Genomic DNA, 22,445 nt, shown 5'->3' with positions numbered 1-22,445 from the left:
GCGCGCATGGCGCCGGACTCGGAGCGCAAGCGGCTGCAGCTCCTCGCCCACTCCGCGGCGCTGCGCACGGCGCTGCGGCGGGCGCTCAACCACTCCAACTATGCGCTGACGCCGGACGCGGTCGCCCCGTCCGACGTCAAGCGCGCCTTCGACGAGGCGCGGCCGGACTGCCTCGTGCTCGACACCGAGTTGCCGGGCCTGCGCGGCCTCGGCCTCCTGCAGCAGATCTCGCGCGCCGACCCGCGGCTGCCGATCGTCATCGTCGCGCCGCAGGCCGAGATGGCGAAGATGCGGGCCGAGGCGGTCGAGAAGGGGGCGATCGGGGTGGTGGGCAAGCCGCCGTCCGACGAGCCGTTCGCGCTGCGCCCCGTCGCCCAGGCGGTGATCGACCTCCTCGACTCGCAGTTCGGCTTCGCAGCGCGCCGCCGCGCCGGTTCCGACGCCGCGTCGATCGTCGCCGCGCCCAGGCCGACAGTGGCTCGCATGCCGCCGGGCACGCCCCCCGCCTCGCCGGCGCGGCCGCCCCGCAGCGGCTCGGCGACCGGCGCCGCGGTCCCGCCGCCGCGCGCCGCGCGCATCCATCGCCCGCCGCCGCAGGTGCTGGTGGTGGCCAGCTCCACCGGTGGCCCGCAGGCCCTCATCACCCTGTTTTCCGACATCTCGCCGGCGGCCGTGACCGTCCCGGTGCTCATCGTGCAGCATATGCCGGCGGCCTTCACGCCGATCCTGGCCGAGCACATCACGCGGGCGACCGCATGGACAGCGCTCGAAGCGAAGGCGGACGAGGCCTTGGTCTCCGGTGAGATCCGCATCGCGCCTGGAGGCCATCACATGATCGTTTGCAACTCGGGCGGAACCAAGCGGCTCAAGCTCACCGACACCGAGCCGGTCAACTTCTGCCGCCCCTCGGCCGACGTCCTCTTCGTGTCCGCGGCTGAGGTCTTCGGCCGCGGCGTGCTGGGCGTCATTCTCACCGGCATGGGCAACGACGGTTGCCAGGGCGCGAAGGTCATCTCCGCGGCCGGCGGCGCGATCTTCGCGCAAGACAAGGAGACGAGCGTCGTTTGGGGCATGCCGGGCGCGGCCGTCGGTGCCGGCGTGGCCGACCGTGTTTTTCCGTTGCCTCAGATCGCCAACGCGGTTCAGGCCGCCATGAAGGGGATCTTCTGATGGTTCGCGACGACGACTTCAGCTTCCTGCGCCGCATCCTGAAGGAGCGCTCGGGCCTCGCCCTCAGCGCCGACAAGCAGTACCTCGTGACGACGCGGCTGAAGCCCATCTGCGAGGCCCACGGCTTCAAGGACCTGACCGAGCTCGTCAACGCGATGCGCGGCGCCAGGGGCCGGGAGATCACCGAGGAGGTGGTCGACGCGATGACCACCAACGAGTCGCTGTTCTTCCGCGATCAGGCACCGTTCGACGCGCTGATCGGCGAGATGCTGCCGCGACTGATCGCAGCGCGCGGCGGCAAGCCGATCCGCATCTGGTCCGCGGCCGCCTCCACCGGCCAGGAGCCCTATTCGATCGCGATCCTGCTGGAGGAGAACCAGAAGAAGTTCGGCCGCCAGCCGGTGGAGATCATCGCGACGGACATCAGCCAGGCCGCGCTCGCCCGGGCGCGGGCGGGTGAATACACCCAGTTCGAGGTCGGCCGCGGGATGCCGCAGCAGTATCTGTCACGCTACTTCACCCGCGGGGAACGGAACCACTACCTGATCGCGCCGACGATCAAGAAGCGCGTGACCTTCCAGCCGCGCAATCTCCTCGAACCGTTCGATCGGCTGGGGCAGTTCGACATCATCTTCTGCCGCAACGTGCTGATCTATTTCGACCGGCCGACCAAGTCGAACGTGCTGGAGCGCATGGCGAGGCTGATGCCGCAGGACGGCTACCTGATCCTGGGCGGCCCGGAGACGACATTGGGGCTGACCCCGCAGTTCGCGCGCCACGGCGACCTGCGCAACGTCTATGTCCGGGCGTCGGCCGAGGCGGCGCAGGCCCGTAATGTGGCCTGACGCGGCCCGTCAGCGCTTGGGGTGGATGACCGAGGCCAAGGCGGCCTGATCGAACGGCTGCGGGACCACGCCGTTGCGCGCGTAGGCGAAGAGGGCGCCGCGGATCACCATCGACACCGTGCTGGCGACGAGCACCGTCAGCCCCAGCGCGACACCGAAGAGCACCACCACGGCGACCGCCGCAGCGGTCGGCAACGTGCTCGCCACGGCCACGAAGAGCACCGCGAACACCACGACGAGCACGGCGACGACGAGGCCGAACACCAGCGTAACGCCGACGTTGGCGAGCGCCGATTCGCCCCAGGTCCGCCGCACCAGCTTGGACGAGCCGGTGATGCTGGCGAACGGCCCGGTCCCGTCGGCCATCACCAGCGGGAAGGCGAAATAGGTGGCGATGGACCAGGCGAGGCCGGCCGCCCCGGCGACGAACTTGCCGAGATTGCCCGCCTTGTCGCGCAGGACGTTGAGCGCCACGCCGATGGTGGCGCTGACGAGTGACCAGGCGAGGATCTGCGGCAGCCGCCCCAATGCGGCGGCGAGGCCCGCGCCGACGCTGGCCGGCCGCCCCTCGATCCGGGCGAGGACGCAGTGAAGCAGGGCGCCGTTGAAGATGTTCATCACCGTGAAGGCGACGAGGTAGAAGACGAAGAGGTAGGCGTAGTCGAGCACCTGGGTGTCGGGCGTCCGACCTTCCAGCGCGGTGCGGAATTCTTCGCTGGCGACGATGGGCGCCAGGAAGGTCGCCGAGATCAGCGCCAGGCAGAGCCCGCTGACCAACGGCAGGATGAGCAGCGAGGTCTGTTCGCGCAGCATGGCCCAGCTCTGCCGGGTGAGGGCGGTGGCGTGCCGGACGCGTTGGGAAAAGCTCATCGGGTCACTCTCGCTCGGGCCGTGCGCAAGGAGTCGCGCAAGTTGCAAGATGTCTTGCCGCGAATACCACAGGTATGGAAGATGGCCGGCAGGCAGGACATGAACTGGCCGCACAGGATGGCATCGAAGTGGCGAGAATATCTTGCGCCATTCTGACGCGCAAGATCCGATGCAAAAAACGACGGCACATATCAATATATTGAACGAAGAGTACCCGGCGCCTGTCCCCCGATCCTTCCCTCCGGGCATCCACGCACGCGAGGATAAATGCGGTGGCGCCCGCCACCCGCCTCGGTCCGATCGGGCGGGCGAGGAGGTATTCCCGGTGCGACGTCTCTCTCGGCGTTCAGCCGTTCCCTCCCGCGATCCGAAGGTTGCGGAAGAGCGTGGCAATTGCGCCGGTGCGGCCAAATCTAAATCTGGAATACCCGAGCAGCCAACGTTTCAATCCTAGAACGTGTCGCCCGGTCTGCCGCTCGAAAGATCGAACCAAGCTGGAAATTGCCAACTTTATGTTGCGCGACAGAACGCATCCAGACTTCGTCAAGCTAGAGAAGCCGCCGATCACCGATCGCATCTGACGGGGACGGCGAGAGGGGCGCGGGGATGCCGTCACCTCAGGTTGGTGTTGCGCACAGAGCACATATCGGGCGCTTTGATGGCGGCCTCTAGGCTTCGGAGTCGCAGTCTTGCGACTTTATGTCATACGTTTGCAGTCGCCGCATTTGAGTTTCAGAGCAGGATATTTCCAATGTTCATGCACTCCTCATCACGCTCCGGGGCGCTGTACACTTGGCTTTCGAGCACCGCGCTCGTCACACCATTTCTCGTCGGATACTTGGCCGGCCCGGCGTTGGCCGACTGCACGACCGGCTCGATCGTCACCTGCACCGGCGCGCTGCCGAGCGGGGGCGCCTACTACCCCAACCAAGGGGTCACGCAGCTCACCATCGAGACTATCGGCGGTGATGCCACCCTGGCGACGGACGACGACACGCGTGCCGTGATCGGCACCTACGAGAGCCCCGACTACGACCCGTCGTTGAACAACGCACCCACGTCGGTCGAAGTCACGGTCGACCTCGGCGACGGCAATACGCTGACCCGCTCGGCCCCGACCGCCGGCACCAGCGACGGTTTCGAGGAGGGCCTCGCCCTCGCTCGCAGCGACGGCGGGCTCGGCAGCGCCGGCAAGTCGGTCAACAACATCATCGAAAACGCCTATGGCGGCGACGGCGGACAGGGCACGGTGGCCGGCGACGCCACGCTGACGCTCGACAGCGGCAACCTCACCTCGGCCCAGGGCGCGGCCCTCTATGCGTTCAGCTTCGGTGGCGGCGGGGGGCTCGGAGGCAACGCCGAGGCGCCCGCCGAGGCCTACTCCGGCGCCGGCGGCATGGGCGGCGATGGCGCCACGGCCAGCGTGACGACCACCTCCAGCCGCTCGGTCGTCACCACCTCGGGTGACAACAACGCCGGTATCCTGGCGGCCAGCTGGGGCGGGTACGGTGGTTCCGCCGGCCAGGCCAATTCGATCGACGCCAACCCTGGTGTCGGCGGCTCCGGCGCGGACGGCAAGCTCGCGCAGGTCGACAACGTCGCGACCATCGTCACCAGCGGCGCCTCCGCCAGCGCGATCGTCGCCAACAGCTTCGGCGGTGGCGGCAATTCCGGCCAGCCCGGCAGCATCTTCGGCGACGGCAGCAGCGGCGGCGGGGCCGGCAATGGCGGCACCGCCAGCATCACCAACAGCGGCGCGCTAACCACGACCGGCGACTACTCGACCGGCATCTCGGCGCAGTCGGTCGGCGGCTATTCGGGCGGGGGCGGGGCCTCGGGCCTCATCTTCTCCAGCGCGGGCAATGCGTTCGCCGGCGGCACCGGCGGCGACGTCACCGTGACCAACAGCGGCGCGATCACGACCAGCGGCAGCCAGGCGCAGGCGATCCTGGCGCAAAGCGTCGGCGGTGGCGGGGGCGCCGGCGGGTTCGCGGCGGGCGCCTATGTGGTGGCGGGCACCGGCGGCTCGGGCGGCACCAGCGGCACGGTCGAGGTCACGCACACCGACGGGATCCTTCAGACCAAGGGCAACGACGCCACCGCGATCTTCGCGCAGAGCGTCGGCGGCGGCGGCGGCGCGGGGGGCGGCTCGGTCAGCGTCAGCGCCGGCGTGAGCTTCGGGGTCGGCGGCACCGGCGGCACCGGCGGCGACAGCGATACGGTGAGCGTCAATTACTCCAACGGCTTCAACGCCGGCAGCACCCCGATCACCGCCCGCACGACGCTGGACACCGAGGGCGATCGCGCCGCGGGCGTCTTCGCCCAGAGCGTCGGCGGCGGCGGCGGCGCGGGCGGGTTCGACGTGTCGGTCGCGGTCGGGTCCGTGTTCGCGGGCAGCGTCTCCATCGGCGGCACGGGCGGGGCCGGCGGCAATGCCGCGGCCGTGCAGGCCGCCCACACCGGGACGATCACCACCAAAGGCAACTCGGCGGGCGGCATCCTCGCCCAGAGCGTCGGCGGCGGCGGCGGCTATGGCGGGTTCTCGCTGCCGGTCTCGGCCTCGGTCGGCACGTCTCTCTCGTTCGGGTTCGGCGGCGCCGGCGGCAGCGGTGGCAACGCCGACGCGGTCACGGTCTGGGCCGACAGCGACATCACCACCTCCGGTCTCAAGGCCGACGCGATCTCCGCGACCTCCCAGGGCGGCGGCGGCGGTCACGGCGGGTTCGACCTCTCGGTGGCGGCGGGCAGCGACCTCTCCCTCACCACCGCCTTCGGCGGCGACGGCGGCAGCGGCGGAACCGGCTCGACGGTCACCGTCACCAGCCGCGGGACGCTGACGACGAGCGGAAACAGCTCCTACGGCATCCTCGCCCAGAGCCTCGGCGGCGGCGGCGGCGACGGCGGATGGGCGATCGGTGCCGGCCTCGGCATCGCCTCCGTCAACCCGACCTTCGGCGGGGCCGGCGGCGCGGGAACGTCGGGCGGGACCGTGACGGTCACCAACGAGGGCGCGATCACCACCGGCGGGGCCCACTCCGTCGGCCTCCTCGCCCAGTCGATCGGCGGCGGCGGCGGCAACGGCGGCTTCGCCATCACCGGCAGCCTCAGCGGCACGACCTCGATCAGCCCCACGGTCGGCGGCAGCGGCGGCGCCGGATCGCAGGGCGGCACCGTGACGGTGGTCAACGACGGGGCGATCACGACCACCAAGTCCAACGCCGACGGAATCCGGGCGCAGTCGATCGGCGGCGGTGGCGGCAACGGCGGCTTCGCGGTCGACGGCGCGGTGACGCTGGTCCCGGTCGCCCTCACGCTCGGCGGCACCGGCGGGGCCGGCAGCGACGGCGACGCCGTCACCGTTACCAACACCGGCGACATCACCGCCGCCGGCAAGAACTCGCGCGGCATCATGGCCCAGTCGGTCGGCGGCGGCGGCGGCAACGGCGGCTTCGCGGCGACGGGGCAGATCGGCTTCGGCGACGGCAAGAGCAGCGCCGCGATCAACGCCACCATCGGCGGCAGCGGCAACAGCGGCGGCAACGGCGGCACGGTGGACGTGACGAACTCCGGCGCGATCGGCACGTCGGGCGGGCTGGGGCACGCGATCCTGGCCCAGTCGGTCGGCGGTGGCGGCGGCAGCGGCGGTTTCGCGGCCGACTTCACCCTGGCGGGGACGTCCGACCCGTCCCAGTCGGTCTCGCTGCGCACCACGTTGGGCGGCAGCGCCGGCGAAGGCAACGTCGCCAAGGACGTCACCGTCCACAACACCGGCGCGCTCACCACCACCGGCGCCCAGGCGTACGGCATTCTGGCGCAGTCGATCGGCGGCGGCGGCGGCGATGGCGGGTTCGCCGTCTCGGGCAGCCTTCAGGCGTCCGGCGTCGGCGTCTCGGTCGGGGCGGACGGCGGCACCGGCAACGGCTCGGGCAAGGTCACCGTCCACTCCGAGGGCGCGATCACCACCAGCGGCTCGAAGGCGCACGGCATCATGGCGCAGTCGGTCGGCGGCGGCGGCGGTAATGGCGGCTTCGCCGTCTCCGGGTCGCTGACGGCCAACCTCGTCGGCGATTCCGGCTCCGGCGGTTCGGACGACGACTCTGCCACCGTCTCGGTCGAGACCACGGTCGGCGGCTCGGGCGGCGACGCCGGCGCGGGCGGCGAGGTCGACGTCACCATCACCGAAGCGATCAGCACGAGCGGCTCCGGCGCGTACGGTGCGTTCGTCCAGAGCGTCGGCGGAACGGGCGGCTCCGGCGGCCTGGCCGGCTCGATGTCGCTCGCGGCAGGCACGCTCAACGCCAACGTCGACGTCTCGGTCGCCGGCGGCGGCGGCTCCGGCATGACCGGCGGCGTGGTCAACGTCACCCTCGCCGACACCGCGACGATCGCCACCACCGGCCAAGGCTCGATCGCGCTGATGGCGCAGTCGGTCGGCGGCGGCGGCGGCGACGGCGGGATGGGGCTCGCGGCCAGCGTCTCGTCCGGTCAGTCGACCTCGGTCAATGTCGGCGTCGGCGGCGACGGCGGCAACGGCAACACCGGCGGCGCGGTCACGGTCGACACTGCCGCCACGGTCACCACCTCCGGGTTCGCCGCCTACGGTGTCTTCACCCAGAGCGTCGGCGGCAGCGGCGGCGTCGGCGGCACGACGGTCGACGGCGGCATCACGACGACGAGCAAGTCCCTGCTCGCCAACGTCGGCGTCGGCGGTACGGGCGGCGAGGGGGGCGATGGCGGCACCGTCACGCTCACCGGCAGTGGCGCCGTGTCGACCCAGGGCGACTACGCCACGGCCGTCGTCGCACAGAGCGTCGGCGGTGGCGGTGGCGCGGGCGGCTCGGCCTACAGCGGCGGCGCCGGCGTCTCCGGTTCGTTCCAGGCCAACGTCGCGATCGGCGGGACCGGTGGCGCGGGGGGCGCCGGCAACACGGTCAAGCTCAAGCAGTCGGGCGGGGCGGTCTCCACGCAGGGCCTGCAAGCCTTCGGCGTCTTCGGCCAGAGCATCGGCGGCGGCGGCGGTCACGGCGGTGCCTCCCGCGTGCTCGACTTCAGCGCCGCGAACTTCGGCAGCAGCTCTGACCAGAACGCGGTGACGATCGCGGCCGGCGCCTCGTTCGGCGGCAGCGGCGGCGGCGGCGGAAATGGCGGCACCGTCCAGGTCACCAACGCCTCCGACGTCACGACCGGCGGCATCAGCGCCTTCGCCGTCTATGCCCAGAGCGTGGGCGGAGGCGGCGGGGCCGGCGGCGGCGCCTTCACCGGGACCTACGGCGTCGCCGACGGCGCCGATACCGACAACCGCTCCAAGATCATCGACATTCAGATGGCGTTCGGCGGCAGCGGCGGTACCGCGGGCGACGGCGGTGCCGTCACGCTCGCCAACTCGGGCGACATCGTCACCACTGGCGCCAGTGCCCGCGGCCTCTTCGCACAGAGCGTGGGCGGCGGCGGCGGCGCGGGCGGCAGCGCCGGCTCGCAGCAGATCATCTTCGGCAAGTCCTGCGGGGTCCCTTCGGCCACCGCGGCGCTGAAGAAGCTGGGGGCCAAGGTCGGCCTGTTCCGCAGCGGCACGGTGGACGGCTCACTCGCCGACGCCTGCGGCACCAACGATACCGGCACGGTGCAGAAGGCGAAGGAAGCCGCCGCCAAGACCACGATCAACTACGCCGTGCAGCACGGCGGCTCGGGCGGCGCGGCCGGCGACGGCAAGAAGGTCACGGTCACGAACGCCGGCTCCGTCACCACCTCGGGCGACGACGCCATCGCCATCTTCGCGCAGAGCGTCGGCGGCGGCGGCGGCGCCGGTGGCGAGGGCGAAATCGGCGTCCCGACCGACGTCGTCAGCAACACCTACGTCTCCGACCTCGACACCGTTCTGAGCGCGGCCCCGATCTCGGTCGACGGCTGGACCTACTCGCTCTCGATGGGTGGCTCGGGCGGCGCCTCCGGCGACGGCGGCATCGTCGAGGTCACGCACAAGAAGGGCGCGATCACGACCAGCGGCCTGCGCGCCTACGGCGTCCTCGCCCAGAGCGTCGGCGGTGGCGGCGGCCTCGGCGGCAACGCCGGAAACTCGGCGACCGGGGGCGTGGGCTTCGGCGGCACGGGCGGCGCCGGCGGTGACGGCGACGACGTGCACGTCACGCTGAACGCGGGCACCATCGTGACCAGCGGCGCCCACGGGCACGGCATCTACGCCCAGAGCGTGGGCGGCGGCGGCGGCATCGCCGGCGACCTGAAGTACCCCATTTCCGGTGCGACCGGAGGTGCCGGCGCGACGAACCTGAAGAACTATATCGCCGGGTTCGGCATCAACTACGCCCTCAAGGTGATCAGCGACGACGGGCCCGGGGCCGGCGGCAACGGCGGCAACGTCACGGTCGAGAACCAAGCTGCGATCACCACCAGCGGCGACGGCGCCATCGGCATCATCGCGCAGAGCGTCGGCGGTGCGGGCGGCTCGACCGGCGGGCACGACGTCGGCACGATCACGCGCCTGGGCAACGACCTCACCAACCAGACCGGCGACATCCTGGGCGACATCAGCTCGTTCTGGGGCACCGCCGGGCTGGCCGGACAGGGTGGCTCCGTCACGGTGCACAGCAAGGCTGCCATCGTGACCTCCGGAGCGGAGGCGCACGGCATCTTCGCCCAGAGCGCCTCCGGCAGCGGCGTCAGCGGCAAGGTCGAGGTCGAGGTCGACGCCGACATCACCTCGAGCGGCTACGGTGTGTTCGCCCAGAGCATCACCTCCGGCCTCAGCGACGACGCGGTGGCCAGCGGCCAGACGGTCTCCACCGGCACCAAGGCGGTCGACAATGGCGCCATCACCGTCACCGTGGCGGAAGGGGCGACCGTCTCCGGCGCCCTCGCCGGCATCGCCCTCGCGGACGGTTTCACCAATGCGGTGCTCAACTACGGCACCATCGAGAACGCCTCCGGCACCGCCGGCATGGCCATCACCTCGGCCGTCAGTGCCGCGATCGTCGACGCCGACGGAACCCTGGTCGACAACGACTTCGGCACCGCCCCGGCCGGCGGCGGCGCCAACGTCGACACGGTGGACAACTTCGGCGTGATCGTCGGCTCGATCGACATGTCGGCCCACCCGACGACCTTCACCAACCGCGCCGGGGCCACGTTCTCGCCCGGCGCCACGGTGGACCTCGGAGGCCCCGGCGCGACCTACGTCAACCACGGCACCATCTCGCCCGGCGGCAGCGGTGCGGTGGCGAACATCCAGACCACGACGCTGAACGCCGGTACGGTGACGTTCGCCAAGGACGGCAGCTACGTGGTCGACGCCGACTTCGCCGGGACGCCGACGTCGGACCTGATCGAGGTCGCGAGCCTCGGCAACGTCTCGGTCGCGGGCGACATCGAGTTCAACATCCTCAACGCCGTCACCCGGTCGGCCGACAGCGGCACCCTGACCATCGTGTCGACCGACGACGGCACTCTGACGGCCGACGCGTCCGAGCTGAAGATCGACACCGGCTCGGCGCTGATCACGGCGACCGGCAGCGTCGCCGCCAGCGGCCGGGCCTACCAGGTCTCCTACACGGTCGACATGACGGCCGACACAGGCGGCGGCCACAACGTCAAAGAGGTGCAGGAGACCGTCGCCGATCACGACGCGTCCCGCCGGCGGCAGTCCCGGGCGCAGTCCCAGGCGGCCGACGACGCGATCGCCTTCCTGTCGACCGACAACGCCCATGCGCGTGCCGCCGACGGCGCCGTGGCGGGTGCGAGCCACGTCCTCGACCCGCTGGTGCAGGCGCTCCTGAACGCCGGCTCCAACGCCGAGCTCAACGCGATCTACCGCCGCCTCAGCCCCGAACCCTATGCGATCAACGACGCGCTCACCTTCCGCTCGAACCAGCGCTTCATGCGCACGCTGGAGAGCTGCGAGGTCAACGGCGGGGTGACGGTCGGCGAGGCACGCGTCGGCTGTGCCTGGGCGCAGTTCGCCACGTCCACCGAGCATCACAGCAACTCGGCCGACAACTTCGGCTACGACAGCACGACCTTGCAGTTCAGCGCAGGCGGGTCGGCGGTCATCGGCGAGGACTGGCGCATCGCCGCCGGCGTCTCCTATGAGGACGCCGACATCCAGGACAATCAGGTCGGCTCCTCCAGCGACGGCCAGCGCTACCAGGCCGGTGCCTATCTGGGCCGGGTGTTCGGCGCCGCCGAGGTGGGGGTCGGCCTCTCGGGCGGCCTCGCGGACTATGACGTGACGCGCCACGACTATGCCGGCGATCGGCTCACGGCGGACCAGCAGGGCGGCTTCATCGGCGGCAGCGCGGTCATCCGCTACGAGATCGCCCTCGGCAATTGGGACGAAGGCGCACTTTCGCTGACCCCGGAACTGGCCGGCCGCGTGACCCACATCTACTCGGACGGGTTCACCGAGGACGGCGCGGTGACGGCGCTGCGGGTGAAGAGCCACGGGGAGACGTTCTACACGATCTCGCCCGCGCTGACGCTCAACGGCGAAATCGGGCTGCGCGAGGACTGGAGCCTGCGCCCCTATGCCCGTGCCGGGCTCGACTACATCATCGGCAACGACGACGTGGACGTCGGCGCCGAGCTGATCAACTCGGCCGGCAACGACGTGATGTCGATCGAGCACGGTCTCGACGCGCTGACGGCCCGGCTCGATCTCGGTGCCCGGCTGAGCGGCCCGAAAGGCCTCTCGTTGCAGGCGAACGTGAACGGCGAGTGGAGTGACAACCGCGACGAGTACGGCGCCGCGCTGCGCCTGAACCTGGAGTTCTGATCCGCGCGGCGATGGCGGGCGGGGTGGGATTCGAACCCACGGTACGCGTGAACGTACGGCGGTTTTCAAGACCGCTGCCTTAAACCACTCGGCCACCCGCCCGGCCGGGTGGTGATGCCACACTCCCCATCCCCGCGCCAGACCTTCGAGCGGGGGCGGCGGGGGCGCGCCGGGCACCTTGCCGTCGCGCGAGATGGGCGATACCTGCCCTGTCCCGGCCGCGGTCCGGGACAGCGCAGGAGGAGGGCCGGACGTGAATTCCAGCGAGGACGTCGCCCAGACACGATCGACCTTGTTCGACCGTCTGGGCGGCGCGGCGGCGATCGATCATCTGGTGGAGACGTTCTACAAGCAGATGGACAGCCTCCCGGACGCGGCCGCGCTGCGCGCCCTGCATGCCCCGGACCTCGGCCCCACGAAGGCCGACCTGAAGCGCTACCTGTCCGAGTGGACCGGCGGCCCGGCGCTGTACTCGCCGCAAAAGGGCCACCCGCGGATGCGTGCGCGGCACATGCACGTGCCGATCGGCGAGGCCGAACGCGACGCGTGGCTGGAGTGCATGCGCACCGCGCTCGCGGTGGCGGTCGCCGACGGTCCCGCGCGGCTCGAACTCTACGCCAACATGGCCAAGCTCGCCGACTGGATGCGCAACCAGCCCGGCAACCCCCACGACGCCCGCCGAGCGACCGGCTGACCCCCGGTCGGACGGAAGCGGCGCCGGGGCCCGCCCGCGCAGCGGCGCGCGGGGAACGTCAGTCCATCCGGGGATCGAGTGCGTCGCGCAGAGCGTCGCCCAGCGTGTTGAATACCAGGATCGTGGCGGCGATCGCGAGGCCGGGGAAAAACGAGGCGTACCACGACATGTAGAGATATTGCTGGCCTTCCGAGATCATCCCGCCCCAGGTCGGCGTCGGCGGCTGCACGCCGATGCCGAGGAAGCTCAGCGTCGCCTCGATCAGGATCATGCGCGAGATCTCGAACGTGGTGAAGACGATCAGCGCGGACAGGATGTTCGGCAGGATGTGCTGGCTCAGGATCCGGCTGTCGCGTGCGCCGATCGCACGGGCCGCCTCGATATAATCGAGCCCCTTCACCTGCAGCACGGACGCGCGCGCGATCCGCGCGAACTGCGGCCAGGAGGCGAACCCCATGATCAGGATCAGCGCGGGGACCGACGATCCGACGATCGTCACCAAAGCGATCACGAGGAGGATGATCGGAAAGGCGAGCAGCATGTCGATGACACGCTGGACGACGCTGTCGATCCAGCCGCCGAAATAGCCGGCGACGATGCCGAGGAAGGTGCCGATCGATCCCGCGATCGCCACCGCGCCGAGGCTGATGAAGAGCGTCATCCGTGCGCCGTAGATCATGCGCGAGAGGATGTCGCGGCCGACCTGGTCGCCGCCGAGGATGTAGCCGCTCTGCCTGTCGCTCATGAAGATCGGTTCGGCGAAGCGCTGCATGAGGCTCTGCTTGTACGGGTCCGCCGGCGCGATCAGGCCCGGCACCGCGGCGCAGACGACGAGCAGCATGAGGCACAGGACGCTGACCGCGACCGCCGGGCGCTTCAACTCACGCAGGAACGCGAGGGGGCGACCGGGCGCGGCACGCGCGGGCGCCGCCGTGGACGGCATCTCGCTCATGACAGCCGTATCCTGGGGTCGAGCAGCGCCGACAGGAGGTCGGCGAGGAGGTTGAGGACGACGAAGACCACCGCGAAGAAGATCACGACGATCTGCACCACCGGGTAGTCGCGCGCATAGATGGCCTGGATGGCGAGGCGGCCGATCCCCGGCCACGAGAACACCGTCTCCGTCACCACCACGCCGCCGATGAGGACACCGCACTGCAACGCGATCACCGTCACCAGCGGGATCACCGCGTTGCGCCCGGCGTGCTTGATCACCACCGCGAACTCCGAGACGCCCTTGGCGCGCGCGGTGCGGATATAATCCTGGCGCAGCACGTCCAGCATGCACGAGCGCATGATGCGCATGATGAGAGCGATGATGGTGGATGCGAGGGTAACCGCCGGAAGGACGAGGTGCGCCAGCGTCCCGCGCCCCCCCGTCGGCAGCCAGCCGAGCCAGACGGAGAAGACGAGGATGCCGAGGATACCCCAGTAGAAGGTCGGCACGGCCTGGGCGAACGCCGCGACGGATTGCAGCCCGGTGTCGGCCGGGGTGCGCTGCCAGTAGGCGGCGACGATGCCGGAAGGGATGCCGACGGCGAGCGCCAGCGCGATCGTCGCCCCCGCCAGCTCGAAGGTCGCGCCGAGCCGCTCGAAGAGAAGCTTCGTCACCGGCTCGGAAAACCGCAGCGAATTGCCGAAGTCGCCGGTGAGCGCGTCACCGACGTAGCGGATGAACTGGGTCACGTAGGGCTGGTCGAGACCGAGCCGCGCGCGCAGCGCCGCCCGCGCCTCGTCCGTGGCGTCGACCGGCAGCAGGAGGCTCGTCGGATCGCCGGTCATGCGCGTCAGCACGAACGAGATCAGGAGGACGCCCGCGAGCGAGACGACCGTCAGGCCGACGCGTCTGGCGAGATAGTTCAGCATGGACCGGCCCTGCGGGAGGCCTCGCCGCCCCTCATGCGCGCCCGCCCGGCGCGAGGTTCATGACGACGCTGCCGAACCGGTCGATCGTGGTGACCGCCGACGGCCCCGCGACGATGGTGCATTCGCGCTCCTCGATGACGGCGGCACCCTCGATCCGGTGGCCGTGGCAAAGCCGGCTGCGCTCGAAGACGGGGGTATCGACCTCGCCGCCGGCCTCCGGAAAATAGACCTTGCGGATCGCCTTCACGGGCGGAGCCGGGGTGTCGGTCACCGCGATATCGGGGACGGGGATCGCCGCCGCGCGGCCGGAGACGGTCACGCGGCAGGTGACGAGTTCGGCCGGGATCATCCTGTGGGCGTGGCCGAAGCGCTCCTCGTGGGCGGTGTAGAAGCGGGGTCCCATGTCCGCCAGCATCGCCCGGTCGATGGCGCCCTCCGGCATCGACACGGCGACCTGGTAGCCCTGACCGGCATGGCGCAGGTCCATCGAGCGCTCGACGACGACATCGTGCGGGGCGACGCCGGCCTGGGCCATCATCTCTGCGCCCTCGGCCGCCATCTGCGCGTACACGGCCGTCAGCTCGTCCGGGTCGGCCTTGTCGAGGCGGACCATGAACGAGCGGGCGAAGTCGAACGAGACCGGCGTCGTCACGAGGCCCATCGCCGACGTCGCGCCGGCGCCCGGCGGGACGATCACGCCCTTCATGTGGAGCGAACGGGCGAGTTCGTAGGCATGCGCCGGCCCGGCGCCGCCGAAGGCGAACAGGTAGAGCCTGCGCGGGTCGGCCCCCCGCTCGGCGATGTGGATCTTGCTCGCCGCCAGCATGTTTTGGTTGACGATGGAGGCGATGCCACGCGCGCAGGTCGCCGGCGCCTCGCCGAGCGTCGCGGCGAGGGAGGCGACCGCCGCCTGGGCCGCCGCTGCGTCGAGTGTCATCTCGCCGCCGAGGAAATAGTCCGGATTGAGGTAGCCGAGCACGACGTTGGCGTCGGTCACCGTGGGCCTGGTGCCGCCGCGGCCGTAGCAGGCGGGGCCTGGCGCGGCCCCCGCGCTCTCAGGGCCGACCTCCAGGAGACCGACCTTGTTCGCCTTGGCGATGGAGCCGCCGCCGGCACCGATCTCGATCAGCTCCACCATCGGGATGCGCACCGGCAGGCCGCTGCCCTTCTGGAAGCGCGACACCCGGCCGACCTCGAAGACGTTCGACTTCTGCGCCTTGTAGTCGGAGATGAGGCCGATCTTGGCGGTGGTGCCGCCCATGTCGAAGGTGACCAGCTCGCCGATCCCCATTGCCCTTCCGTAGTAGATCGCCGCCATGACGCCGGCGGTCGGACCCGATTCCAGCAACCGGATCGGCAGGTCCTTGGCGACTTCCGCGCTGGCGATTCCGCCGGAGGAGGCCATCACGTAAAGCGGGTTGGCGTAACCGGACGTGGCGAGCCCTTCCAGCGCACGGTCGATGTAGCGCGGGGTCAGCGGTTGCACGAAGGCGTTGGCGGCCGTCGTCACCGACCGCTCGTACTCCCGGATCTCCGGCGAGACATGGCTCGACAGGCTGACGAGGATGCCGGGGCAGGCCTCGCGGACGATGGCGGCCGCACGCTCTTCGTGCGCGGCGTTGCGGAAGGAATGCAGGAAGACGATGGCGACCGTCTCCACTCCCTCCGCCTTCAGCGTCGCGGCGATGGCGCGCACGGCGTCCTCGTCGAGCGGCGTGAGGACGTTGCCGTCGCGGTCGAGCCGTTCGGGGACGTCGAAGCGCAGGGAGCGGGGGACGAGGGGCTCCGGCATCGGTAGCGCAATGGCGTAGTTGTCGTAGCGCAGCTCGGTCGCCATCTCGAGCGTGTCGCGGAAGCCCGCGGTTGCGAGCAGCGCCGTCTTGGCGCCTTTCCGCTCGATCAGCGCGTTGGTGATCAGCGTGGTCGCGTGGATCGCGGTGGCGACGTCTGCGCCGGCGATGCCGAGGCGCGCGAACAGCGGCGCGACACCATCGGCGACGCCGCGGCTCGGGTCGTCGGGCGTCGTGAGGCTCTTGCCGAGGTGGGCCTGGCCGGACGCCGCGTCGACGAGGACGATATCGGTGAAGGTGCCACCGATATCGAAGCCGAGGCGCCAGTCGGGACGGCCGCCGGATGTGAAGGGCATGTCGGCCATGGCTCAGAGGCCTCCGTAGATGGTGGTGGCGTCGGCCGGGGAGACGAAGCCCATGTCGACATCGTGCTTCAGGGCGGCCTTGTCGCGCGCGGTGGGGTCGCCGTATCCGCCGCCGCCCGGCAGGTGCAGCGCCAGCTCCTGGCCGGGCTTCAGGATGAACGGGTCGAGCGGGAAGGGCTTGCCGTCGAGTTCCACCTTGCCCGCACCGCCCAGGCCGCCGCCTTCCAGTCCGGTCGGCGGGTAGGTGACCTTGTCGGCCCGCAACGTGACGCGGGCTTGCGCGTCGCCCAGCGTGGTGAGGCGGATCGTCTGGCCGAGGCCCCCGCGCCGGCGCCCCGCGCCGCCGGACCCCTCGCGCAGCGAGCGCTCCTTCACCAGCATCGGCCCGCGGTTCTCGATGATTTCGGCGGGCGTGATCGTGCCCTGGCCGGGGAAGGACATGGTCGGCTGGCCGTCCGCGTAGGAGACCGCGCCGGTGCCGCCGTTGGGCAGGACGTGAATGGCGAAGGGCTCGCCCTCGTCGTCGACCCCGGTGCAGGCCATCACCCAGAACGATCCGGCCGCCGCCTGCACCTGATCGGGAACGATGCCGACCATGGCGCCGAAGATCGCGGTGTGGAGGTGGAAGCTCGTCATCGAGCGAGCCTTCACCGGGGCGGGGAAGCGCGCGTTGAGCACCGAGCCGAGCGGCGCCACCGTGGTGATCGGCGCGTAGAGGCCTTCGTTGTTGGGAAGGTCCGGCAGGAAGGCGCACTTCAACGCGAAGATCGAGTGCGCGTGGGTGACGTTGTAGACGCAGTTGATAGACGCGCCCTCACGCTGCGGGCTCGACCCGGCGAAGTCCATCTCCAGGGTGTCGCCGGCGATCGTCAGCTTCAGCGCGATGTGGACCGGCTCGCCGAACCCGTCCGCGTCGACCTCCTTGCGGTAGACGCCGTCGGGAAGTGCGGCGATCGCCTCGCGCATCGCCGTCTCCGACCGGGAGAGGATCTCGGCACCGACCATGTCGATCGAGGTGGGGCCATAATCGGCGATGAACTCGGCGCAGCGGTCGGCCACGACCTTGCCGGCGCCCACCATCGCGCCGACATCGCCCAGGACCAGGCGCGGATGACGCACGTTGTTCTCGATGATGCGGAAGAGCTGGCGGTTGGGGACGCCCGCCTCGTAGAGCTTGCTGGGGGGAACGCGCAGCCCCTCTTCGAACACGTCGCGTGCGATCAGTTCGTCCAGCCGGCCGCCGATGTCGGACATATGGGCGGCGGCGGCGTAGTAGGCGAAGATCTCGCCGGCGTGAAACATCGGGACGATGACGTAGAAGTCCGGCAGGTGGCCGTGGCAGATCCACGGGTCGTTGGTGATGAGCACGTCGCCGGGCTGGAGCGTCTCGGGCGGATACTCGGCGAGCATGGTGCGCGCGGCGACGGGGAGGGACGTCGTGAACGCCGGCACGCAGACCTGCGCCTGGGCGATGGAGCGTGCCTGGCTGTCGAGCAGGATCACCGCATAGTCGCGCGAATCGCTGACGATCGTCGAGAAGGCCGATTGCAGCATCGCGACGTCCGCCTCGTCCATGATGGAGATGAGGCGGCTCCATTGGATCTGCAGGTCGATCGAGCTGAGCGTTGACGGCGCGTGGGTATCCATGGCGGATCCTTCGGGGTGGTCCCGTCCGGCGCTTCCCGTCGTCACACCGAGACGAGGGGGCGCGACAGGGGCAGGGTATTGAGGGTGATGCGCGACAGCTCGCCCTCCAGCATGCGCATGAAGGAGCGGCATGCGGCGGTGTCGCCATTGGTGGAGGTGACGCAGGACAGGCGGAAGTGCGGCGGCTCCGTCAGCGTCTGGATGGTATATTCTTCCTGGTCCGGGTCGGCGGCGAGCACGAATGCGGGCAGGATCGTGTGCCAGTCGCCCTTGGCGACGAGGCCGAGCGTCCCGAAGACCGAATCGAGCTCCAGCACCTGCTTGGGTCGCACGCCGTGCGTCTCGAGGAAGGCGTCGACCACCGTGCGGTAGGGCTGGCCGCGCTTGGGCATGATGAGGCGGATCGAGGCCAGCTCCGCCGGATCGCGTGGCAACCGCGCGGTGTTCCACGGCATGCCCGGCCCGCGTGAGACGAGGACACCCTCGGCGACCGCGAGCGTCTTGTCCTCCTCGCGCAGGTCCGCCGCGGCGATGACCGCCAGCGAGAGTTCGCCGCGGCTCACCATCTCGCACAGGAGCGTGCTGTTGCCGTCGATCACGTTGACGACGACGTTGGGATGCTCGTCCATGAAGCGGCTGAGGATGTTGGGCACCACATGGCGCGACATCCAGGGCGGGATGCCGACGTTGACGATCCCCTCCACCCCGCGGAACCGCTGCAGGGCGACGTTGGCCTCGTTGTATTTGTCGAGCAGCTGGACGCAGTATTCGTAGTAGACGGTGCCCGCCGGCGTCGGCTCGACGCGCTGGCTGGTGCGATTGAAGAGGCGCACGGCGAGCACCTCCTCCAGCTTCCGGATCCGCTGCGAGACGGCCGACTGTGTCGCGTTCTCGCGCTTGGCGGCGGCGGAAAAGGATCGCTCTTCGTAGACGGCGACGAAAATGCGGAACTCACGCATATAGCACATCGATGCCTCCGTTGAGCGTCTTGATGTTTGAAACGATTGTGCCGGAGTTGAGAACACCGGCGCGTGGGACGCAGCCCATCCCCCGCGCTGGGAGTGCGCCGGCCGCGGACCCGATTCCGGGGCCCCGGCCGGCGCGGGCCGTGTGCGTGCCGTGGGGTCAGGCCAGATCGATGCCGGCCAGCAGGTATCGCTGGTCACCGCGCGGGTCGAAGCCTTCCACCTTGGGCGAGGTGCCGTAGAAATCCGCGCCCTGGTAGAGGTAGAGGACGAAGGCCTGATCGAACATCAGCTGGCTGAGTTCGGCGTAGATCTCGGCCCGCTTCTCCGGGTCGATCTCGCTGGCACCGGCGTCGATCAGGGCGTCGAGCTCCGGGCTCTGCGTATAGGAATAGCGCCAGTCGGAGCGGAACTGGGCGAACATCGCGTCCGGATCGTCGGCCGGGGCGGTGCCCAGCATGGCGAGCGGGCCGAGCTTCTTGGCGTCGAGCTGGGCCAGGAACTCGCCCGCCTCCAACGCCACCATGCTGGTGGTGACGCCGACCTCGGACAGCATGCCGGAGACCGCCTCGGCGACCTCGCGGTCCTGGGCATAGCGGCCGGAGGGAAACTTGAACTGGATCTCGAAGCCGTCCGGATAGCCGGCCTCGGCGAGCAGCGCCTTGGCCTTCTCGACATCGTAGGGATAGTCCGAGAGGCTGTCGTCGTAGCCGACCTGGGCGGGGCGCAGGAGCTGGCCGTTCAACACCTTCGCCTCGCCGCCGAAGAGGGCGTCGACGATCGCCTGCTTGTCGACCGCGTAGTTGAGCGCCTTACGCACGCGCACGTCGTGCAGCGGGCTCTCCTCCTCCGGCAACATGGAGAGGGTCAGCATGTAGATGCGGAAGCTCGGCACCGCGACGATCTCGATGCCGGCGCCCTTCAGCATGCCGACGGCGGCGATCGGCAGGTTGGTGGCGATGTCGAACTCGCCCGCCTGGAGCCCGGCGGCGCGCGACATGTCGTTCGGCACCGGGCGCCAGACGAGTTCGCTCACGCCCTCCGGCTTTTCGCCCCAATAGTCGGCGTTCGGGACCATCACGAGGCGGTTGTCGCGCACCCACTCCTCGAGCTTGTAGGGGCCGGTGCCGATGGGAGCGGTGCGGAACCCGTCGACGCCGACCTCGGCCCAGTATTTCGGCGGGGTGACGTAGACCTGGGCCAGCAGCAGGCCCATGGCGGGATACGGCTCCTTGGTGGTCAGCTCCACGGTCATGTCGTCGACCTTGGTGACACTGTCGATCGACCGGCCGAAGAAACCGTAGGCCGGCGCCTGTTCGACGTCGGCGAAGACGGTCAGCGAATTGACGACGGCGTCGGCGTCGAGCGGCTCGCCGTTGGTGAAGGAGATGCCCGGCCGCACCTTCATGACCACCTTGTTCGGCTCGGGCTGCTCGAAGCTCTCCAGCAGGATCGGTTGGACATCGCCGGTGTCCGGGTCGCCCCAGCACAGCGATTCGGTGATCGCGTTGGCGGCGTTCAGCATCTCCTGGGCGGTGAAGTCGTTCGGCCACAGCGACCGCGGGTCGTAGCCGTGTGCGATCGTCAGCGTGCCGCCGGTCGCGGCGCGGAGCTTGGAGAAGGGCATGGCGGTGAGGGCCACGCCGGCGGCCGTGCCGGCGATGAAGGTGCGTCGGTTCAAATTCATCGGGTCAGTCTCCGGTGAGAGGCGACAGGCGTCGCGGGGCTTCGGACGAGGGACGAAAACGGGTGGTGCGAGCGAGCCTCAGGCGGGGCCGGCCCACGTGCTCCGGGCGGCCGCGGTGGAGACCTTGCGGTCGTCCACGTCCTTGGCGAGGGCGGCGGGATCGCGGCCGCTGACCGGCCCCCAGCCGCCGCCGCCCGGCGTCTGGATCAGGACGACGTCGCCCTTGTCGAGCCGCGTCACGGTCTTGGAGGGCACCGTCTCCTGCCGCCCGTCGGCGCGGGTGATGATGGTGTGGGCGCGCATCGCGTCCCCGCCGCCGGCGATGCCACGCGGGTCAGAAAAATGGTGCTCGGCGCGGTGGGTGAAGGTGATGTCGTCCTGCAGCGCCTCGTATTCGCGCAGCAAGCCGAGGCCGCCGCGGTAGGTGCCGGCACCACCCGAGTCGGGCCGCAGCTCCGAGCGGCGCATCAGGATGGGGAAGTCCATCTCGATCGCTTCCACCGGCAGGTTCATGCCGTTGGTGGTGTCGCTGTCGAACGAGTCGAGCCCGTCGCCGCGGGCGTGGGCGCCGGTCCCGCCGCACACCCCTTCCCCGACGACGAAGGGCTTATCCGCGGCATCGATGCCACCGAACATCAGGATGTGCTGGTTGGCGTTGAAGGCGGTGACGCGGTCGGGTACCGCCTCGGCCAGCGCGTGGATGATGTTGTTGGCGATCATCTTGATGACGGCGCTGCGCGCGTTGACGGGCGCGGGCCGCTTCGGGTTGACGAGGGAGCCGGCCGGCAGGTTCATCGTCACCGGGCGGAAGCAGCCGCCGTTGGTCGGAATGGTGGAGTCGGTGAGGGCCCGCACCGCGTAGTTCACGGCCGCCATCGATCCCGAAGGCACGACGTTGAACGGCCCGCGCACCTGCGCGCTGGTGCCGGTGAAATCGACGTGGAGCGTACCGTCGCCGATGGTCACCGCCACTTCGACCCGCACCCGCTTGTCGAGTTCCACGCCGTCGTTGTCGAGGTAGTCGACCGAATGGTAGGTGCCTGCCGGCAGCGTCTCGAGGGCGGCCCGCGTCAGAGCCTCGGAACGGTTGAGGAGCGTGTCGAAGATCGCCGACAGCTCGTTGGCGCCGACCGTATCGGCCAGCGCGCTCATGCGCTTGGCGCCGACGCGGCAGGCGGCGATCTGCGCGTTGAGGTCGCCGATCAGGGTGTCCGGAATGCGCGAGTTGAGGCGCATCATCTTGATGAGCGTCTCGTTGTATTTGCCCTCGCGCACCAGCGGCAGGGCCGGGATGATGAGACCTTCCTGGTAGAGCTCCGTCGCATCGGTCGGGATCGAACCGGGCGCGGAGCCGCCCATGTCCTGGTGGTGTGTCATGGCCGCCGAGAGGGCGATGGGCCGGCCATTGTGGAACACCGGCATCAGGACCGCGATGTCGGGGATATGGGTGCCGCCGGCATAGGGGTCGTTCATGCAGTAGAGGTCGCCTTCGCGCATGGTGGCGAGGGGAAACTCCTCGAGCATGTTCTCCACGCAGGGGATCAGCATCGTCAGGTGCGCCGGGATGGCCGAGGCCTGGCTCAGCGTCGTTCCGTCGAGGGTGAAGAGGCTGGCGGAGGCATCCATCCCCTCCTTGACGATGGGCGAGAATGAGCTCGTGAGGAGCGTCCACTCCATCTCGTTGGCGATGCCGTCGAGCTTGTTGCGGACCACCTCGAGGGTGATCGGGTCGATCTCGTCCGCGGGTGTGGTGGCGAGGTCCAT

General features: G+C 70.1%; 12 protein-coding genes and 1 tRNA gene. 4 read left to right on the top strand and 9 right to left on the bottom strand.

Translation table 11 applies throughout. The features are described 5' to 3' along the window. Window positions 1–6 precede the first annotated feature (6 nt). Window positions 7–1,170 (top strand): chemotaxis protein CheB, encoded by a 1,164-nt coding sequence (locus MRB58_RS05710; protein ID WP_244780763.1) that lies wholly within the window; start codon window positions 7–9, stop codon window positions 1,168–1,170. Further along, window positions 1,170–2,015: a protein-glutamate O-methyltransferase CheR gene (locus tag MRB58_RS05705; RefSeq protein ID WP_244780762.1), complete on the top strand. Its 846-nt coding sequence runs from the start codon at window positions 1,170–1,172 to the stop codon at window positions 2,013–2,015. Before MRB58_RS05710 ends, MRB58_RS05705 begins: the two co-directional genes overlap by 1 nt. 9 nt (window positions 2,016–2,024) lie before the next feature. On the opposite strand, the gene MRB58_RS05700 is transcribed toward MRB58_RS05705, so the two are convergent. Further along, window positions 2,025–2,885 (bottom strand): DUF6159 family protein, encoded by an 861-nt coding sequence (locus MRB58_RS05700; protein ID WP_244780761.1) that lies wholly within the window; start codon window positions 2,883–2,885, stop codon window positions 2,025–2,027. A gap of 751 nt (window positions 2,886–3,636) precedes the next feature. Between MRB58_RS05700 and MRB58_RS05695 the strand changes: the two genes are divergently transcribed. Next, the gene (locus tag MRB58_RS05695) at window positions 3,637–11,667 is read left to right on the top strand and encodes an autotransporter outer membrane beta-barrel domain-containing protein (RefSeq protein WP_244780760.1); all 8,031 of its coding nucleotides are present in this window, start codon (window positions 3,637–3,639) and stop codon (window positions 11,665–11,667) included. A gap of 12 nt (window positions 11,668–11,679) precedes the next feature. Here MRB58_RS05695 and MRB58_RS05690 read toward each other — a convergent pair. Continuing rightward, window positions 11,680–11,769 (bottom strand) — tRNA-Ser (locus MRB58_RS05690). Between the two features lie 151 nt (window positions 11,770–11,920). Between MRB58_RS05690 and MRB58_RS05685 the strand changes: the two genes are divergently transcribed. Then, window positions 11,921–12,361 carry a group II truncated hemoglobin gene (locus MRB58_RS05685; RefSeq protein ID WP_244780759.1) on the top strand — a complete coding sequence of 147 codons (441 nt, stop codon included), beginning with the start codon at window positions 11,921–11,923 and terminating at the stop codon, window positions 12,359–12,361. Window positions 12,362–12,419: 58 nt separating this feature from the next. On the opposite strand, the gene MRB58_RS05680 is transcribed toward MRB58_RS05685, so the two are convergent. The 7 genes from MRB58_RS05680 to MRB58_RS05650 all read right to left on the bottom strand — a co-directional run bounded on the left by MRB58_RS05680 (window position 12,420) and on the right by MRB58_RS05650 (window position 22,445). Further along, window positions 12,420–13,313 (bottom strand): ABC transporter permease, encoded by an 894-nt coding sequence (locus MRB58_RS05680; protein WP_244780758.1) that lies wholly within the window; start codon window positions 13,311–13,313, stop codon window positions 12,420–12,422. Beyond that, window positions 13,310–14,227: an ABC transporter permease gene (locus MRB58_RS05675; protein ID WP_244780757.1), complete on the bottom strand. Its 918-nt coding sequence runs from the start codon at window positions 14,225–14,227 to the stop codon at window positions 13,310–13,312. The genes MRB58_RS05680 and MRB58_RS05675 overlap by 4 nt, the downstream gene beginning before the upstream one ends. 31 nt (window positions 14,228–14,258) lie before the next feature. Next, on the bottom strand, window positions 14,259–16,382 hold the full coding sequence (locus MRB58_RS05670; RefSeq protein ID WP_244780756.1) for a hydantoinase/oxoprolinase family protein: 2,124 nt from the start codon (window positions 16,380–16,382) through the stop codon (window positions 14,259–14,261). 3 nt (window positions 16,383–16,385) lie between these two features. Next, complete coding sequence (locus MRB58_RS05665; protein WP_244780755.1) at window positions 16,386–18,029, bottom strand: hydantoinase B/oxoprolinase family protein; 1,644 nt, start codon at window positions 18,027–18,029, stop codon at window positions 16,386–16,388. A gap of 41 nt (window positions 18,030–18,070) precedes the next feature. After that, window positions 18,071–18,988, bottom strand: coding sequence for a LysR family transcriptional regulator (locus MRB58_RS05660; RefSeq protein WP_244780754.1), 918 nt, complete (start codon window positions 18,986–18,988; stop codon window positions 18,071–18,073). A 166-nt stretch (window positions 18,989–19,154) separates the two neighbouring features. Beyond that, window positions 19,155–20,681 carry an ABC transporter substrate-binding protein gene (locus tag MRB58_RS05655; protein ID WP_244780753.1) on the bottom strand — a complete coding sequence of 509 codons (1,527 nt, stop codon included), beginning with the start codon at window positions 20,679–20,681 and terminating at the stop codon, window positions 19,155–19,157. Window positions 20,682–20,759: 78 nt separating this feature from the next. Then, entirely contained in the window at window positions 20,760–22,445 is a 1,686-nt protein-coding gene (locus MRB58_RS05650; RefSeq protein ID WP_244780752.1) for a hydantoinase B/oxoprolinase family protein, read from the bottom strand.

The sequence above is a fragment of the Acuticoccus sp. I52.16.1 genome (genome assembly GCF_022865125.1).
GTDB lineage: Bacteria > Pseudomonadota > Alphaproteobacteria > Rhizobiales > Amorphaceae > Acuticoccus.
This window is presented reverse-complemented; position numbering and strand designations above follow the sequence as displayed.